Genomic DNA, 17459 nt, shown 5'->3' with positions numbered 1-17459 from the left:
CGAGCGGTGGAGGCCTACCGATTCTGAACGCGACGCGCCTTGAGCCTGTCGATCAGCACGATGATCAACCCGATCCCCACAAACCCCGCCAACACCCCGAACGCATTGATCAGCACTCTGCCAAGGCCGAGCGTGCCGATGTCCAGAAACGGGTACAGGTAATCGCCGAAGGCGTTTCCCCGAAACAGCAGCCAGGCAAAGTACACCGCGGGATACGCGATCCACGCCAGCAGATGCTTCAGTCCCAGCAAACCTTTCGTGACGTAAAACCACCAATAACCGACAAACAGCAGCGGCATGACGTCGTGCAGCAGCTCGTCGGCGACCCACTGCCAGCCTTCCGGCGTCCACAAATGGCGCAGCAGCAGGTTGTACGCGATGCTCACCAGGAGAATGCTGGTGGTGATGCCCGCACACACGATCGGGGATCGGAAGAACCGATGCGCCGCGCCATACCGGTCGGTGATGGCACAGGTCAGCGCCACGGCGACCAGCGTATTGGTCAGCACAGTGAAGAAACTGAAAAAGCGCACCAGCCCGCCCACCAGACTGGCCTGATCGGTCCAGCGGCCCCACAGGATCAAATACAACTGAACCGCCAACGCGAACCAGCCGAGCACTGCGCTGGCGGTGGCGAAGCGGCGTTGTCCCGGCGCCAGGGGCAGCGTTTGGCTGTGCATCTGATTCAGTCCTGGAAGGCGTTCGAACGGGGCGCGATCACGCGCGTTTGGTGCGCGCCAGTTTCACGTACAGGGCTTCGACCTTCTCGCGCGCCCAAGGTGTCTTGCGCAGAAACGTCAGGCTCGACTTGATGCTCGGGTCGCTCTTGAAGCAGCGAATATCGATGCGCTCTGCCAGGCCCGACCACTCGTAGTGCTCGACCAGCGCGTTGAGGATCTGCTCCAGCGTCACGCCATGCAGCGGGTTGTTGTTGGGTGTGGTCATGCCAGGCCTTTTGCACTCGATGAAGGGACACGTTGTCGCGAGGTGCGCACCTTAACGGAGCAATGGATGAGTGTGAAGAGATTGTAGAACGGGTTATCCATTAGACGCCGGTGGTAACCGTGACTGATACCGAAATCCTGTAGGAGCGAGCTGGGTCTGGGCCGCATTCGCACGACGAAGCCAGAGCATCCGACGGTGATGTGTCGACTGCACTTATGCCTTCGCGAGCAAGCTCGCTCCCACAGGATTTCTAGCGCCGCCCACTAAGTGGCCTCTATCTGCTTCAGTGCTTTGGGCATCCATCTCTACAGCCGTTGCAACGGTGACCGACATCCCGCCAAGCCGCGCCAATCGCCCATCCCTTATAAACGCTAAGGGATAGCGCTACCTCGTATTTGCCGGACTGTTACCAAAGTGGCAACTAATCATGTCGCAAATTCGACTTTTTAAAAATTCGTTAGGGCCCTATCATCGCCGCCTTGAACGCTGAACCGATTAATCCGTCTACTCTTCAGACCCTTGCCTGGCGCGACTTCCACGCGCTGCGAGCAGCGTTTCCTTTGGCTTTCAGACCCCTCAAAGAAGAACTCAACGCCCATGCCTACTCATCCGAAACGTCCCGCTCTCACGACCGCCAGGCTGTTGACCGTACACGGTGCCACGCTGATCACCCTTGGCTTGGCGACGTGCGCCAATGCAGCACCTGCTTTGGACAGTGAATCGCCGTGGATGCTGGGGGATTGGGGTGGCAAGCGCACCGAGCTGTCGCAACAGGGCTATGACTTCAAACTCGACAGCGTCGTGGAAGTGGGTTCCAACCTGCACGGCGGCTACAACCACGATAAAGCCACTCGCTACAGTGACCAGTTCGCCCTCGGCGCGCACATGGACCTGCAGAAGATCCTCGGCTGGCATGACGCCGAATTTCAGCTGACGCTGACCAACCGCAACGGCGATAACATCAGCAACGACCGCGTTTCCGATCCCCGCGTCGGCACCATCTCCTCGTCCCAGGAAGTCTGGGGCCGTGGCAACGTCACGCGCCTGACTGACCTGTGGTACCAGCAGAAATTTCTCGATCAGAAGCTGAGCATCAAGGTCGGTCGCTTCAACGAAGGCGAAGACTTCAACACCTTCCCGTGCGACTTCCAGAACCTGGCGTTCTGCGGCTCGCAGGTCGGCAACTGGGGCGGCGGCATCTGGTACAACTGGCCGATCAGCCAGTGGGCGATGCGGGTCAAATACCAGCTCAACCCTGAGCTGTTCGTACAGATCGGCGCCTTCGAGCAGAACCCGTCGAACCTGGAAAACGACAACAACTTCAAGCTCAGCGGCAGTGGCACCCAAGGTGCGGTGTTGCCGGTGGAGCTGGTCTGGTCCCCGAAAGTCAACGACCTGCCGGGCGAATACCGTCTCGGCTACTACTACAGCACCGCCGACAGCAGCGACGTCTACAAGGACAGCAACGGTCGTTATGCCGCGCTGAGCGGCGAAGACTACGCCTCTTCGTCCAGCAAACACGGCATGTGGCTGACCCTGCGCCAGCAGGTCACGAGCCTGGCCAGTGACAACAGCCGTGGGCTGAGCCTGTTCGCCAACGGCACGCTGCACGACAAGAAGACCAACATGATCGACAACTTCGTGGCCTTGGGCGCGACCTACAAAGGTCCGTTCGACGCGCGCCCGCAAGATGATCTCGGCCTGGCCGTGAGCCGCATTCACGTCAACCCCGCGTATCGCAAGAACATCAATCTGCGCAATCAGGCCAACGGCGTGTCGGACTACAACGATCCGGCATTTCTGCCTGTGCAGGACACCGAATACAACGCCGAGCTGTACTACGGCGTTCACCTGACCAACTGGCTGACCGTGCGTCCCAACCTGCAATTCATCCGTCATCCGGGCGGCGTGAACCAGGTCGATGACGCCTTGGTGGCCGGACTGAAGATTCAATCTTCGTTCTGATCGGCTTATTTAAACTTTCTGAATCCCGTTTCAGGAACTAGCGTGAATGAAGCGGATTCAAACGGTTCGAGTCGATCAGACGAAAAGAACAAAGCGTCAACCACTTAATCGTTACGGAGTACGACACTATGAGCACTGACGGTGCTTTCAGTAAGGGTCGCCTGCTGCCGAGCTTGCTCGGGCTGGTGATTCTTGTGATGGGCCTGGCCTTGTTGGCCGGGGGTATCAAACTGCTGACGCTGGGCGGGTCGCTGTACTACCTGCTGACCGGTATCGGTTTCGTCATCACCGGCGTGTTGCTGATCATGGGCCGTCGTTCGGCCTTGGGTCTGTTTGCGCTGGTGCTGTTCGCGAGCACGGTCTGGGCGCTCTGGGAAGTCGGCCTTGACTGGTGGCAGTTGGTGCCACGTCTGTCGCTGTGGTTCGTACTCGGCATTGTCATGCTGCTGCCATGGTTCCGTCGCCCTCTGCTGCGTGGCCAGCCAGGCGGCATGCCGACCGTTGCACTGAGCATCGCCGTGGTGCTGGCCGGTCTGACTGCACTGGCCAGCCAGTTCACCAGCCCGGGTGAAATCAAAGGCACGCTGGACCGTGACGACGCAGGCGTGGCCTACGATCCGCAGCCCATGCCCGATGGCGACTGGCAGGCGTACGGCCGTTCCGAGCACGGCAACCGTTACTCGCCGCTGAAGCAGATCACCCCGGAAAACGTCGGCAAGCTACAGGAAGCCTGGCGCGTCCGCACCGGCGACCTGCCAACGGCGGAAGACCCGGTCGAGCTGACCAACGAAAACACCCCGCTCAAGGTGAACGGCATGGTTTACGCCTGCACACCTCACAGCAAGGTGCTGGCGCTGGACCCTGACACCGGCAAGACGATCTGGTCGTACGACCCGCAGATCTCCAAGGAAGGTGCGAAGAACTTCACCGGTTGGGCGCACATGACCTGCCGTGGCGTCTCGTACTACGACGAAAACGCCTACGCGAAATCAGACGTTGGCGCACCGGCTGCCGCACTGTCGCCAGCGGGTACTGCCATCGCTGCTTCGTGCCCACGTCGTCTGTACCTGCCGACCGCCGATGCGCGCCTGATCGCGCTGAACGCCGACACCGGTAAAGTCTGCGAAGACTTCGCCAATAAAGGTGCGATCGATCTGCGCGCCAACATCGGTCCCTTCACGGCCGGTGGTTACTACTCCACCTCCCCTGCCGCGATCACGCGTAACCTGATCATCATCGGCGGCCACGTGACCGACAACGAGTCGACCAACGAGCCATCGGGCGTGATCCGTGCCTACGACGTGCACGACGGCAAGCTGGTCTGGAACTGGGACCCGAACAACCCGGACGCCACCGCGCCCATCGCTGCCGACCAGTTCTACTCGCGCAACGCGCCGAACATGTGGTCGCTGGCCAGTGTCGACGAAAAACTGGGCCTGGTGTTCCTGCCTCTGGGCAACCAGATGCCTGACCAGTACGGCGGCGACCGTACCCCTGGCGCCGAGAAATTCAGTGCCGGCCTAGTCGCACTGGACGTCAACACCGGCAAGGTGCGCTGGAATTACCAGTTCACTCACCATGACCTGTGGGACATGGACGTACCGAGCCAGCCAACGCTGATCAACCTGAAAACCAAGGACGGCGTGAAGCCGGCCGTGATTCAACCGACCAAGCAAGGCAGCCTGTACGTGCTGGACCGTCGCGACGGCACGCCGATCGTACCGATCGACGAAGTCCCGGCGCCGACCGGTGCTGCGCAAGGCGACCACACGTCGCCGACTCAGGCCCGCTCGCAGCTGAACATGCTGCCACCTGAGCTGACCGAAAAGTCCATGTGGGGCGCCACCGCGTTCGACCAGATGCTGTGCCGCATCCAGTTCAAGGAACTGCGTTACGAAGGTCAGTACACGCCGCCGTCGGAACAGGGCAGCATAATCTACCCGGGCAACGTCGGTGTGTTCAACTGGGGCGCCGTGTCGGTCGATCCGGTTCGTCAATTGATGTTCACCAGCCCGAACTACATGGCCTTCGTTTCCAAGCTGGTGCCACGCGCCAAAGTGGAAGCCGGCAGCAAGCGTGAAAGCGAAACCAGCGGCGTACAGCCGAACACCGGCGCGCCGTATGCGGTGATCATGCACCCATTGATGTCGCAGATCGGCATCCCGTGCCAAGCCCCATCGTGGGGTAACGTGGCGGCTGTCGACCTGACCACCAATCAGGTGATCTGGAAACACAAGAACGGCACCACCCGCGACAACACGCCAGTGCCAATCGGCCTGCCGGTCGGCGTACCGAGCATGGGCGGTTCGATGGTAACGGCGGGTGGCGTTGGCTTCCTGGCCGGCACCCTGGACCAGTACCTGCGTGCCTATGACGTGAAAACCGGTAAAGAGCTGTTCGCCGGACGTCTGCCAGCAGGCGGTCAGGCGACCCCGATGACCTACACCGGCAAGGACGGCAAGCAATACGTGCTGATCGTCGCCGGCGGCCACGGCTCGCTGGGCACCCGGATGGGCGACTACATCATTGCCTACAAACTGCCGGAGTGATTCCGCCCGGCAAGGCATGAAGTGATGCAGTAAAAAGAAAGGCGGTCATCCCGGGATGACCGCCTTTTTTGTGTCCCGATCCTCACCGCCTGCCCTCACCTCGACGCGCTTCTGCCCGTAGGACGTGCACATGACGCCAAACACCGCATCGCCTCTGCCCTCGGCGCGTAGGAGCGTGGCTTGTCCCGCGATCTGCCGGGAACCGGCAGTAAAACCTGTGCATTCGGCGTGTCAGGACAACCGAGTCGCCTGTTTTTGCTACCGCTGCGCGCTAGATCGCGGGACAAGCCACGCTCCTACGGCCTCCGGCCAGAATCAAAAGCCGTGATCCTTCTACGATCAGCCTCTGCCCGCAGGGCGTAGGAGCGTGGCTTGTCCCGCGATCTGCCGGGAACCGGCAGCAAGACCGGTGCATGCGGTGTGTCAGTACAACCGAGTCGCCTGATTTTGCTACCGCTGCGCGCTAGATCGCGGGACAAGCCACGCTCCTACGGCCTCCGGCCAGAATCAAAAGCCGTGATCCTTCTACGATCAGCCTCTGCCCGTAGGGCGTAGGAGCGCGCTTGCCCGCGATCTGCCGGGAACCGGCAGTAAGACCGGTGCATGCGGTGCGTCAGTAAAACCGTGTCGCCTGACAGCAACGGAATCCAAGGACAACGGGTTACTTCTCGATCACTTCCCCACGCTGGGGCGCCAATCTTGCGATAAACCGGTTCTGGGTCGGCACCGGAATATGCTGGTCGTCCATGGAGTCGATGAGGTTTTCCACCAGCGCGTTGAAGTCGCTACGACTCAGGTTCATGCCCTTGTGTGCCTCCTCCAGCGTGTCGCCTGTGTACGTGCAAGGACCGCCTGCTTCGACGCAGAATTTGTCCACCAACTTGTCGCGCACTCTGACGATGTCGACCTTGGCGAAGTACTTGTAGATGCGGTCATCCTTGGCGATGTGCAACAACATGCCCTCGACAATTTTCTGAATTCCCGGACGCTCGCCCAAGGCGTGATACAGGCTGTCATCCTTCGGCGGTTGCTGCGCACAGCCCACCAGCAACGCAAGGCTCAAAATGCCCATCCACTGCAACGCTCGCTTCATCAGAAGCTCCCCTGAACCGACAGATACGTGCCGTTCTGGTTATCCAGCGTCGCGATTTCGCCGAGGCGTGCGTAGGCCAATACAACCGAAACATGCTTATTGGGGAACCAGCCGACAAACATGTCAGCCCAATCGCTTTCGCCAGCAAATGACAAGTTATCCGGCTTCTCCCGATACTCGACGCCGACCGCCCAACGCGGGTTGAACAACAGCGCCACCGACCCTTCCTTCAAGACGCTGCGGGTGTCACGGCGATCGCCGCCAAAACCCAACAGCCCCGTCTCGTTGGCCCGGCTGTAACGCACCCCGCCGTTGACCACCACGTTGTAGCCAAATGCGGCACCCATGAACAAACGGCTGGCGGTGAGGTAACCCTCCACGTCCGAGTCGCGCCGAGCACCCACTAGGCTCGGGATCAGGAAATCGTTCTGATGTTTGTATTCCAGCCCCACGGAGACTTGCGGCAGCCGGTCGTAGATCAGGTCGCCAAACAGGCGGACCTTGACCCCAAAAATATCCTGCGTGAGGTTGTCCTCAGGCAGGCTCAGCGTGTGGACCAGCGAGCCCAGATCAAAGCGCTGATGCGCGTAGGAGACTTCCACGCGATTGCCGTAAGAAGCCGCCATCCCTGCCACATCCAGCGTGTAGTCCGGCAGATTGATGTGGGTCGCAAACACGTTCGCGCCCCACTCGCCTTGCTCGCCATAACCGGCCAGCACCGCCCACGGAATGATCCCGCCCCCGGCGCCGCCTTCAATGCTGCTGGCGCCACCGGTCGCGATCAGACGTCCCTGATCGGCTTCAACAAAAGGCGCCGTCGCGCTCACGCAACTGCCCACCATACTTGCCAACACCACAGGGCTGAAAACAGCTGAGAGACTACGTGCCATAAACGTGAACCAATCAGTGAACCAGCATGCTGTTTGAGGTATGAGACTTGGCGATCCATGCCTCGAACGCCACCGCGGTCAGCGGTCGGCTGATCAGATAGCCCTGCGCGGTATCGCAGTGCCAACGCTCCAGTAAACGCAAGCTGTGGGCGTATTCGACGCCTTCTGCCACGACCTTGAGGCCCAGGTTGTGGCTCATTTCGATCGTGGAGCGAACGATCACCGCGTCTTCACTGGTTTCATCCAGATTACGCACGAACGACTGATCGATCTTCAACTCCTGCACCGGCAACCGCTTCAAATGCGCCAGAGAGGAATACCCCGTACCGAAGTCGTCGACCGACAGGCTGATGCCACACTCTCGCAGCCGGTTCAACACCTTCAGCGCGTGCTCGGGCTCGCGCATCACAGCGCTTTCAGTGATCTCGAATACCAGTTGCTCGGCCGGAACGCGATACAACTTGAGCAGATTCGACACGCGCTCAGCGAGGTCTTCACTGAGCAGGTCGTCTGCGGAGATGTTCACCGACACCTGAACATGCAGGCCACGACGCGCCCATTCGGCCACCTGGCGCATCGCCTCCTCGATGACCCAACGGGTAAGAATCTGGATGCTGCCGGTGCGCTCGGCGAGCACGATGAATTCTGCGGGCGAGACGCTCCCGAACTGTGGATGCTGCCAGCGCAACAGGGCTTCTGCCTGGCGCACCCGGCCGTTGCGAATGTCGAGTTTGGGTTGGTACTGCAGCGTCAACTCGCCATTGCGCGCGGCATGGCGAAGGTCGCGAATCAGGCTGATCTGACGCTGATGCGCCAGGTCACGACCGTCTTCATAGACCTGCAGACGCCCCGGCAACTGTGCCGCGTCTTGACGAGCGATGCCGGCGCGCTTGAGCAGTTCCGAAGGCGAATCACCGCTGGCCGGGTACACCGCGATGCCGATGCTGGCATCCAGCGCCAGATCGTGATCGCCAATGCGCTGAGGTTTGAGCAGCAAGCGTTGCAAACGGTCAGCCACGGCGACTGCGCTATCGGTCTCGGCGTTGTGGATCAGCAACAGGAATTCGTTACCTGACAAACGCGCCACGGTATCGCCGGGCCGCATGGGCAGCTGCAGTTGCTCACCGATAACCTGCAACAACTGCTCGACGCCTTCAGGGCCGATGCTGTCGTTGATGGCGCGAAAGTTATCGATCCCCAGGTACAGCAGCGCCACGGGGCGTTGTGCCGAGACCGCACTGCCCAGACGCTCCATCACCAACGCGCGGTTGGGCAGCCCTGTGAGGCCATCGTGCAGCGCGTTGTGCGCCAGTTGCTGCTCGCGCTCGGCAATCCCGCTCTGCATCGAATTGATCGCGCCTGCCAACAACCCCAGCTCATCGCTGCGCTCAAGCTTTACCGGCGTACCATAATCACCTTCGCCGATACGCTCGGCGGCCATCGCCAGCGCGCGCACTGGCAGCGAGACACTGCGTGCCAGCAACAACGTGCCGATCAACGAGCCCGCCAAGGCTGCCAGCGTGATCCAGAACAGTTTTTCATCCAGCGGCGCGAAGGCCTGCATCGCTTGATCGAGAGGACTCTGGAGCAACGCCACGACCTGATCGCCCGCGCCATCGCCGGTGCTCCCCAGGCTCAGACGTTTGCTCAGAAAGCTCTGATCGCCGTGTTCGGTCATCTGCATCTGATCGTTGGCCGGGCTCAGCATCACCCCGCGCAAACTCTCGTACAAAGGCTGCGGTTGGGTACTGATGATCTGCCCCGGCAACTGATGCACCACCGACAGAAACGAAACCTGCAAGCCGCTGAGCGAACGCAGCTCCTGCGCCAGGTCGTCGTCCATGCTGAAACCCATGACCACCCGCGCAATCGGCAACGGCGCCAGCACCGTACTCTCGACCAGCAAGTGCGGTTTGCCCTGCAACGGCACGATCAGCATCGACTGATTGTGGGCCTTCAGGTCACGCAGTGCCTGGGTGTAGGGAAACGGCGAGCCTTCAGGAATCTGGTCGACCGTGCTCGAGAGCACTTTGCCGTCCATGCCAAGCAAAAACATGTCATTGGCACTGATGCGCGCGCCATGGTTGAGCAGCACCGAACGGATGGTCGCCGAGTCCGCCGACGCCACCGCATCGCGAAAACCAAAATCGGTCGAGAGCAGTTGCACCGCATCGCGCAGCCGCTTGCCGCGCATTTCGAGCAGTCCTTCGAAAACGCGAGTACCGACTTCCAGTTGAGCCTGGGCCTGTTTGCGCACCGCATCCTGCGTCGCGGCCCTGACAGCCACGAACACCGCACCGACCACGATCAACATCAGCAGGATCAACACGCCGGCAATGCGTGCCTGAAAACTAATTCGTAGTTTCATTCATGGGCAGCTTTATGAAAGGCATCGCCAAACGCACTGGACGGCGGCGCTGCAGGCATGTCGTCACCCTTGGGTTGCACGGCAACGCTAAAGCGCTGGTGCAGGCCCGCGGCCGGAATGTCGATTTCCCCTCCTGGCACAGGCTGCAGATCAGGCGCCTGTGGATGCCACAACGTCGCCACATAGTGACCTGCCGGCATTTGGTCTAAGGTCAGCGTGCCTTTGTCGTTGCTCACGCCAAACCAGGGATCGTCGGTCACATAGACATAGCCCAGCATCCAGTCGTGAATATTGCAGCCCAACACCACCACGCCGGGCTTGTCGAACAGCACAGGATCCGACGGCGTGCCGCCATACAGACGCAATTCGAAGCGCTTGGCCGGAGAAAAGGAGTAGACCTGATGGCGAATGTCGTCGCTGTTCGGGAACTTGATCTGTGTGCCGGTCCGCACGGCAAGCACATGCGGAGCGAAGCGCTGATCGCGCTGATCCATATCCGCCTTGGGCGCCAGATCCGGTTTGCCGGTTGGCCCCTGAAGCGTCAGCACGGCGTCGGTCAGCGGCTTGCCGTTCGCGTCGAAAAACTCGGCGGTCAGCGTCGCGGCGCTGGCAACGGCGCTGAACAAAACGCAGGCGGCTAACAGTAATGAAGAGACAACGTGGGTCATACAGAGGGTCCAGAACGGCATGGTCGGGAAAACACAGCGCCGGCCCTGGCAATTTATTGCGGTGTCCTGACGAGATTAACCGCCCCTTGGCGGAAGATCACGCATTAAAAGAAGGCACAAAGCCATCAAATATTTATCGCCGATGAAAGGCACAAAGTCACAATCATTTTTTTAATCGACGTCCATATTCAAAGCTATCGACCGCGGCTATTGAAACCTGAGGGCGACTGCCCCATCTAAGCCTCATCTCCATTTATGCAGGTGCCCCATGAGCGACCAGCAATCAGACTCCTCCCATCCGCACCACGACGACGATCACGAACACGAAGTGATCGGTTCGGACCGAAAAGCCTCGCCCTGCCCGGCCAGAACCTGCCAGATCAGGTCTACATCATTCCGATCCACAACCGCCCTTTCTTCCCGGCACAAGTCCTGCCGGTCATCGTCAACGAAGAGCCCTGGGCCGAAACACTGGAGCTGGTGAGTAAATCCGATCACCACTCCCTGGCGCTGTTCTTCATGGACACGCCGCCCGACGACCCGCGCCATTTCGACACCAAGGCGCTCCCCGAGTACGGCACGCTGGTGAAGGTGCATCACGCCAGTCGCGAAAACGGCAAGCTGCAATTCGTCGCCCAAGGCCTGAGCCGTGTGCGCATCAAGACCTGGCTCAAACACCATCGCCCGCCGTTCCTGGTGGAAGTCGAATACCCGCACCAGCCGAACGAGCCGACCGATGAGGTCAAGGCGTACGGCATGGCCCTGATCAACGCGATCAAGGAACTGCTGCCGCTCAACCCGCTGTACAGCGAAGAGCTGAAGAACTACCTCAACCGCTTCAGCCCCAACGATCCATCGCCTCTCACCGACTTCGCCGCCGCCCTGACCTCCGCCACAGGCGTTGAGCTGCAGGAAGTGCTCGATTGCGTGCCCGTGCTCAAGCGCATGGAGAAAGTCCTGCCGATGCTGCGCAAAGAAGTCGAAGTTGCGCGCCTGCAGAAAGAAATTTCTGCGGAGGTTAACCGCAAGATCGGCGAACATCAGCGCGAGTTCTTCCTCAAGGAACAACTCAAGGTCATTCAGCAAGAGCTGGGGCTGACCAAAGACGATCGCAGCGCCGACATCGAACAGTTCGAGCAGCGCCTGGAAGGCAAAGTCCTGCCCGCGCAGGTGCAAAAGCGCCTCGACGAGGAAATGAACAAGCTGTCGATCCTCGAAACCGGCTCGCCGGAATACGCAGTGACCCGCAACTACCTGGATTGGGCGACCTCGGTGCCGTGGGGCATTTACGGCGAAGACAAGCTCGACCTCAAGCACGCGCGCAAGGTGCTCGATAAACACCACGCGGGCCTCGACGACATCAAGGACCGCATCCTCGAGTTCCTTGCGGTCGGTGCCTACAAGGGCGAAATCAGTGGTTCGATCGTACTGCTGGTGGGTCCGCCGGGTGTGGGCAAGACCAGCGTCGGCAAATCCATTGCTGAATCCCTGGGCCGGCCGTTCTACCGTTTCAGCGTCGGCGGCATGCGTGACGAGGCTGAGATCAAGGGCCATCGTCGAACCTACATCGGCGCACAGCCGGGCAAACTGGTGCAGGCGTTGAAAGACGTCGAGGTCATGAACCCGGTCATCATGCTCGACGAAATCGACAAGATGGGCCAGAGCTACCAGGGCGACCCGGCCTCGGCGCTGCTGGAAACCCTCGATCCAGAGCAGAACGTCGAATTTCTCGACCACTACCTGGACCTGCGGATGGACCTGTCGAAAGTCCTGTTCGTGTGCACCGCCAACACCCTCGACTCCATCCCCGGCCCGCTGCTGGACCGGATGGAAGTGATTCGTCTGTCGGGTTACATCACCGAAGAAAAAGTCGCCATTGCCAAACGCCACTTGTGGCCGAAACTGCTGGAAAAAGCCGGCGTCTCGAAGGGCAGCCTGAGCATCAACGACAGTGCGCTCAAAGCCTTGATCGACGGCTACGCCCGCGAAGCCGGGGTGCGTCAACTGGAGAAGCAGCTGGGCAAACTGGTGCGCAAAGCGGTCATGAAGCTGATCGACGACCCGAAAGCCGTCATCAAACTGGGGCCCAAAGATCTGGAAAGCTCGCTGGGCCATCCGGTGTTCCGCAACGAACAAGTGCTGTCGGGAACGGGCGTGATCACAGGGCTTGCCTGGACCAGCATGGGCGGCGCGACACTGCCGATCGAAGCGACGCGCATTCACACCCATAACCGTGGCTTCAAACTCACGGGGCAACTGGGCGATGTGATGAAGGAGTCCGCGGAAATTGCGTACAGCTACGTCAGCTCCAATCTGGCGAAGTTTGGCGGCGACAAGGGTTTCTTCGACGAAGCGTTCGTGCACCTGCACGTGCCGGAAGGCGCTACACCGAAGGACGGTCCGAGCGCAGGCGTGACCATGGCCAGCGCCCTGCTCTCTCTGGCGCGCAATCAGGCGCCGAAGAAAGGCGTGGCGATGACCGGCGAGCTGACGCTCACCGGTCACGTGCTGCCCATTGGTGGCGTGCGTGAGAAGGTCATTGCGGCGCGTCGGCAGAAGATTTTCGAACTGATCCTGCCGGAACCGAACCGTGGCAACTTCGACGAACTGCCGGACTACCTGAAAGAAGGCATCACCGTGCACTTTGCCAAACGCTTCTCGGACGTGGCGAAGATTTTGTTCTAAACATACAAAGCCAACAGGCTTTCTCAGACTGCGCGCAATACCTGTAGGAGCCGGCTTGCTGGCGAACGCGATGTGTCAGTTCCATCTATATGAATTGACGCTTTGCATTCGCCAGCAAGCCGGCTCCTACGGGCTGCGGCCAGAATCAAAAGCCGATGCTTGAGTCACACCCACTAGGCTTCACTCCCCCCTCTTCGGTTATGCTCCCCTCACGTTGCCCACGACCGGAGCCTCCATGACCCCTGCCCGCCTGCTCGTTCCGCTGAGCCTTGCCCTGTTGGCCGCCTGCGCCCACCAACCGAAACAGATCGTGTCCCTCGACGATCAGAAAGACTGTCCGATCACCCTTAAGACCGGCCAGACCCTGATGCTGATGCTCCCCAGCAACCCCACCACCGGGCACCGCTGGTTGATGCAGAACCCCGCGCCGTCGATCCTCAATGCCATGGGCCCGGAAGTGTTCAACACCCCGGAAGACGTGGGCATGGTCGGCACCGAAGGCCAGTCGGTCTGGCGCTACAAGGCCGCCAACGCCGGCTCGGGTCATCTGATGATGGTCTATCAACAGCCGTGGGCGCCGGAAGTCCGCCCAGAGCGCACGTTTGACTGTGCGATCACAGTGAATTGAGGCCAATCGCCCGAACGATGAGATGAGGTTTCGGCCTGACGCCACAATTGGCTAAAATGCCGCACTTTTCGCCTCATCCCCCGGAACCGCCGTGAGCCAAGAACCCGACCGCATTTTCGCCCAGCCGCTGGCCCAAGTGCCTGACTTCGCCTTTAACGAGGACGTGGTGCGTGTGTTCCCGGACATGATCAAGCGCTCGGTGCCGGGTTATCCGACCATTGTCGAAAACCTCGGCGTGCTCGCGGCGCAGTTCGCACAGCCCCATAGTGTGCTCTACGACCTTGGCAGTTCCCTGGGCGCGGTGACCCAAGCCTTGCGTCGCCATGTGCGCACTGAAGATTGTCGGGTGATCGCCATCGACAACTCGGCCGCGATGGTCGAGCGCTGCCGCGAGTACCTGAACGCGCAGGACTCGATGTTCCAGGAATTACTGCCGGTAGACGTCATCGAAGGCGACATTCTCGCCCTCGAATTCCAGCCCGCCTCGGTCGTCGCACTGAACTTCACGCTGCAATTCATTGCACCCGATCAGCGCCTGGCATTGCTCGGGCGTATTCGCCACTCTCTGTTGCCGGGCGGCGCGTTGATCCTGTCCGAGAAACTGCGTTTCGACGACACCGAGGAGCACGCCCTGCTCACCGACCTGCACGTCGCCTTCAAACGCGCCAATGGCTACAGCGAACTGGAAATCGCCCAGAAACGCAGTGCCATCGAAAACGTGATGAAACCCGACAGCCTTGAACAGCACCGCGAACGCCTGCTCTCGGCGGGCTTTTCCAAAGTCGTGCCGTGGTTCCAGTGCCTTAATTTCGCCTCTCTGATTGCCCTGCCATGATTGATTTAGCCCCACTGGTCCGCCGTCTGGCGGGCACACCGCTGTATGCCTGGGCCCAAGGCCTGCAGGCGCAACTCGACGCGAAGATGGAAAAAGGTCACGGTGACCTGGAGCGTTGGCAAGGTGCATTGAATGCGCTGCCAGCGTTGCTGCCAACCCGCGTCGAACTCAAGGATGATTTCATCCTCGATGCCGACTGCGACGATGCCACCCGCGAACAAACCCGTGCCGCGCTGATGGGACTGTCGCCTTGGCGCAAAGGGCCGTTCGATGTGTTTGGCGTGCACGTCGACACCGAATGGCGGTCGGACTGGAAATGGACGCGGGTTTCACCGCACCTGGACCTGGTCGGCAAACGCATTCTGGATGTGGGTTGCGGCAACGGCTATTACCAATGGCGCATGCTCGGCGCCGGCGCTGACAGCGTGATCGGCGTCGACCCGAACTGGTTGTTCTTCTGCCAGTTCCAGGCCATGCAACGCTACTTGCCGGATCTGCCGGCGTGGCATCTGCCCTTCACGCTGGAAGACTTGCCCGCGCGGCTGGAAGGGTTTGACACCGTCTTTTCCATGGGCGTGCTGTACCACCGCAAATCACCCATCGATCACTTGCTGGCGCTGAAAGATTGCCTGGTCAAAGGCGGCGAACTGGTCCTGGAAACCATGGTGGTCGACGGCGATGTGCATCAAGTGCTGGTGCCCGAAGACCGCTATTCGCAGATGCGCAACGTGTGGTTCCTGCCGTCTGTGCCTGCACTGGAACTGTGGCTGCGCCGTGCCGGTTTCGTGGATGTGCGCTGCGTGGACGTGAGCACCACGACCGTTGAGGAACAGCGGGGCACCGAGTGGATGCGTTACCAGTCGCTGAGCGACTTCCTCGATCCGAATGACCACAGCAAGACGGTGGAAGGCCTGCCTGCGCCACGGCGTGCGGTGATTGTAGGGCGTAAGGCTTAAATCCTTGCTCCCGCGGCTTACACATGATCGTCCCCGCGCTCCGCGTGGGATGCCTCGATGGACGCTCCGCGTCACGCCGGGGACGCAATGCGTCCTAAGCTGCATTCCAACGCGGAGCGTGGGAAGGATCACTTTACTCGCTACACACAGATCAACCGTAGGAGCGCGCTTGCCCGCGAATGCATTCTGTCAGTGGATGAAAATTTTCCTGACACACCGCCATCGCGGGCAAGCGCGCTCCTACAAGGTATCGCGGTGCGTCAGCCAGTATTTAGATAGCTGACCTTCGCGAGTGCTGTTATCAGGCCTTCGCAGCTGCCGCCAGAATCAGCGCCTTCATCTCCGACACCGCTGATTTGAAGCCCACGAACAACGCGTGGGCCACGAGCGCGTGGCCGATGTTCAGCTCGTTAATGCCCTTGATCGCAGCTACAGCCTCGACGTTGTGGTAATGCAGACCGTGGCCTGCATTGACGATCAAGCCCTGCGCCAGACCGAACGCCACACCGTCGGCCACTCGCTTCAGTTCTTCGGCGACTGCGGTCGGTGTTTCGGCATCGGCGTAACGGCCGGTGTGCAATTCAATGGCTGGCGCTCCAACGCGCGCCGAGGCCTCGATCTGACGCTCGTCCGCGTCGATGAACAACGAAACCTCGCTGCCCATCGCAGACAGGCGTTCTACTGCGGCCTTGATACGCGCTTCCTGACCCGCGACATCAAGGCCGCCCTCAGTGGTCAGTTCCTGCCGGGTTTCCGGAACCAGGCAGATATGCGCCGGACGGATACGCTCGGCAAACGCCATCATCTCTTCGGTCACGCCCATCTCGAAGTTCATACGCGTCTGCAGGACATCCTTGAGCAGCAGCACATCGCGCTCCTGAATGTGGCGGCGATCTTCGCGCAGGTGCACGGTGATGCCATCGGCGCCCGCCTCTTCGGCGTCAAGCGCAGCCTTCACCGGGTCGGGGTAACGGGTGCCACGGGCTTGGCGCAGCGTCGCCACGTGGTCGATGTTCACGCCGAGCAGAATGCGGGTGCTGTGGGTCACTGTGTTCTCCTGAAAACTTGATCGGTCAGGCACACGACGGCCTGACTAGGGCTTACGAAACAATTCACGGCTCACCAGAGGGCGACCGCCCAGGTGCACCGCCAACGCCTGACGCATCAGACGCTTGGCCGCAGACAGTGCGCCCGGCGCACTCCAGTCCGCTTCGGACATCGCCAGCAACTCGACACCCTGAAACAATCCGGGCTGAAACAGATACACCCGCTCAAGCCCGGCGTCCACCAGCAGGCGATACATCCCATCGCTGGCCAACGGATCGCCATTGATGTCCGCATCCAGGGCAAAACCGTAACCCAGGTCGTCCAGCAGACGCCACTCGAACGAACGCAACAACGGCTCCAGCGCGCGTCCTTCGGCCAGCGCCACCAGCGTGGCCGCATAGTGATCGAACACGCCCGGATGAGGATCTTCGGCCGGCAGCAGGCGAATCAACAATTCGTTGAGGTACAGGCCGCTGAACAACGCCTCGCCTTCCAGCCAGGCGGCAATGCCTGAGCCTTCCATGCGCCCGACGTTTTTCAGCTCTCCCCGCCCCCGAAATTCCACATCCAGCGGCACGAACGGCCGCGCCAGCGACCCGGCCTTGCCCCGCGCACTGCGCAGCACGGCACGCAGCCGGCCCTGAGGGGTGAGGAAATCAACCAACGCGCTGTTCTCGCGATAGGGCCGACTGTGCAACACATAGGCGAGTTGGCTGGCGGGAGGGGTTTGCGACATTGCTATCTCAATGAAAGAACGCGGTCTGACAGGCAATCTAAAACCACTGTGGGAGCGAGCGTGCTCGCGAAAGCGGTGTATCAGTCAACATCAA

14 protein-coding genes are annotated in these 17459 nt (G+C 60.6%); 6 read left to right on the top strand and 8 right to left on the bottom strand.

The features are described 5' to 3' along the window. Positions 1-14 precede the first annotated feature (14 nt). Together AB4N84_RS16915 and AB4N84_RS16910 are read right to left on the bottom strand one after the other, a co-directional pair. Positions 15-680, bottom strand: a complete 666-nt coding sequence (locus AB4N84_RS16915; protein WP_460042324.1) for a Pr6Pr family membrane protein — start codon at positions 678-680, stop codon at positions 15-17. 37 nt (positions 681-717) lie between these two features. Then, positions 718-945, bottom strand: coding sequence for a VF530 family protein (locus AB4N84_RS16910; RefSeq protein WP_460042323.1), 228 nt, complete (start codon positions 943-945; stop codon positions 718-720). A 597-nt stretch (positions 946-1542) separates the two neighbouring features. On the opposite strand from AB4N84_RS16910, the gene AB4N84_RS16905 reads away from it, so the two are divergent. Then, a complete protein-coding gene (locus AB4N84_RS16905) occupies positions 1543-2910 on the top strand; it encodes a carbohydrate porin (protein WP_460042322.1) in 1368 nt (455 codons plus the stop codon). Positions 2911-3038: 128 nt separating this feature from the next. After that, complete coding sequence (locus tag AB4N84_RS16900) at positions 3039-5459, top strand: glucose/quinate/shikimate family membrane-bound PQQ-dependent dehydrogenase (RefSeq protein WP_074755739.1); 2421 nt, start codon at positions 3039-3041, stop codon at positions 5457-5459. Positions 5460-6120: 661 nt separating this feature from the next. Here the strand turns inward: AB4N84_RS16900 and AB4N84_RS16895 are convergent. From AB4N84_RS16895 to AB4N84_RS16880, 4 genes are all read right to left on the bottom strand, one after another. Continuing rightward, positions 6121-6552, bottom strand: a complete 432-nt coding sequence (locus AB4N84_RS16895) for a group I truncated hemoglobin (protein ID WP_460042320.1) — start codon at positions 6550-6552, stop codon at positions 6121-6123. Beyond that, on the bottom strand, positions 6552-7394 hold the full coding sequence (locus tag AB4N84_RS16890) for a DUF3034 family protein (RefSeq protein ID WP_460047044.1): 843 nt from the start codon (positions 7392-7394) through the stop codon (positions 6552-6554). The genes AB4N84_RS16895 and AB4N84_RS16890 overlap by 1 nt, the downstream gene beginning before the upstream one ends. Before the next feature lie 61 nt (positions 7395-7455). Further along, on the bottom strand, positions 7456-9810 hold the full coding sequence (locus AB4N84_RS16885) for a bifunctional diguanylate cyclase/phosphodiesterase (RefSeq protein ID WP_460042318.1): 2355 nt from the start codon (positions 9808-9810) through the stop codon (positions 7456-7458). Continuing rightward, positions 9807-10478, bottom strand: a complete 672-nt coding sequence (locus tag AB4N84_RS16880) for a methylamine utilization protein (protein ID WP_460042316.1) — start codon at positions 10476-10478, stop codon at positions 9807-9809. Before AB4N84_RS16880 ends, AB4N84_RS16885 begins: the two co-directional genes overlap by 4 nt. Before the next feature lie 357 nt (positions 10479-10835). Between AB4N84_RS16880 and lon the strand changes: the two genes are divergently transcribed. From lon to cmoB, 4 genes are all read left to right on the top strand, one after another. After that, positions 10836-13163 carry an endopeptidase La gene (gene lon / locus AB4N84_RS16875; protein WP_460047043.1) on the top strand — a complete coding sequence of 776 codons (2328 nt, stop codon included), beginning with the start codon at positions 10836-10838 and terminating at the stop codon, positions 13161-13163. Between the two features lie 235 nt (positions 13164-13398). Next, the gene (locus AB4N84_RS16870) at positions 13399-13791 is read left to right on the top strand and encodes a protease inhibitor I42 family protein (RefSeq protein WP_460042315.1); all 393 of its coding nucleotides are present in this window, start codon (positions 13399-13401) and stop codon (positions 13789-13791) included. Between the two features lie 91 nt (positions 13792-13882). Continuing rightward, a complete protein-coding gene (gene cmoA, locus AB4N84_RS16865) occupies positions 13883-14626 on the top strand; it encodes a carboxy-S-adenosyl-L-methionine synthase CmoA (RefSeq protein WP_074755725.1) in 744 nt (247 codons plus the stop codon). Further along, positions 14623-15582 (top strand): tRNA 5-methoxyuridine(34)/uridine 5-oxyacetic acid(34) synthase CmoB, encoded by a 960-nt coding sequence (gene cmoB, locus AB4N84_RS16860; protein ID WP_460042313.1) that lies wholly within the window; start codon positions 14623-14625, stop codon positions 15580-15582. The genes cmoA and cmoB overlap by 4 nt, the downstream gene beginning before the upstream one ends. A 301-nt stretch (positions 15583-15883) precedes the next feature. Here cmoB and pdxJ read toward each other — a convergent pair whose 3' ends face one another. Further along, positions 15884-16630 carry a pyridoxine 5'-phosphate synthase gene (gene pdxJ, locus AB4N84_RS16855; protein ID WP_074755721.1) on the bottom strand — a complete coding sequence of 249 codons (747 nt, stop codon included), beginning with the start codon at positions 16628-16630 and terminating at the stop codon, positions 15884-15886. 45 nt (positions 16631-16675) lie between these two features. Further along, positions 16676-17365 (bottom strand): DNA repair protein RecO, encoded by a 690-nt coding sequence (gene recO, locus AB4N84_RS16850; RefSeq protein WP_460042311.1) that lies wholly within the window; start codon positions 17363-17365, stop codon positions 16676-16678. Between the last annotated feature and the right edge of the window lie 94 nt (positions 17366-17459).

It is taken from the genome of Pseudomonas sp. S2_H01 (assembly GCF_054668305.1).
This window is presented reverse-complemented; position numbering and strand designations above follow the sequence as displayed.

Excerpts from the sequence above, each read along its gene's own strand:
- AB4N84_RS16890 (WP_460047044.1), bottom strand. The coding sequence starts at position 7,394 with ATGGTGGGCAGTTGCGTGAGCGCGACGGCGCCTTTTGTTGAAGCCGAT.
- AB4N84_RS16895 (WP_460042320.1), bottom strand. The coding sequence starts at position 6,552 with ATGAAGCGAGCGTTGCAGTGGATGGGCATTTTGAGCCTTGCGTTGCTG.
- AB4N84_RS16910 (WP_460042323.1), bottom strand. The coding sequence starts at position 945 with ATGACCACACCCAACAACAACCCGCTGCATGGCGTGACGCTGGAGCAG.
- AB4N84_RS16880 (WP_460042316.1), bottom strand. The coding sequence starts at position 10,478 with ATGACCCACGTTGTCTCTTCATTACTGTTAGCCGCCTGCGTTTTGTTC.
- AB4N84_RS16900 (WP_074755739.1), top strand. The coding sequence starts at position 3,039 with ATGAGCACTGACGGTGCTTTCAGTAAGGGTCGCCTGCTGCCGAGCTTG.
- AB4N84_RS16870 (WP_460042315.1), top strand. The coding sequence starts at position 13,399 with ATGACCCCTGCCCGCCTGCTCGTTCCGCTGAGCCTTGCCCTGTTGGCC.
- recO (WP_460042311.1), bottom strand. The coding sequence starts at position 17,365 with ATGTCGCAAACCCCTCCCGCCAGCCAACTCGCCTATGTGTTGCACAGT.
- AB4N84_RS16915 (WP_460042324.1), bottom strand. The coding sequence starts at position 680 with ATGCACAGCCAAACGCTGCCCCTGGCGCCGGGACAACGCCGCTTCGCC.
- cmoB (WP_460042313.1), top strand. The coding sequence starts at position 14,623 with ATGATTGATTTAGCCCCACTGGTCCGCCGTCTGGCGGGCACACCGCTG.
- AB4N84_RS16905 (WP_460042322.1), top strand. The coding sequence starts at position 1,543 with ATGCCTACTCATCCGAAACGTCCCGCTCTCACGACCGCCAGGCTGTTG.
- AB4N84_RS16885 (WP_460042318.1), bottom strand. The coding sequence starts at position 9,810 with ATGAAACTACGAATTAGTTTTCAGGCACGCATTGCCGGCGTGTTGATC.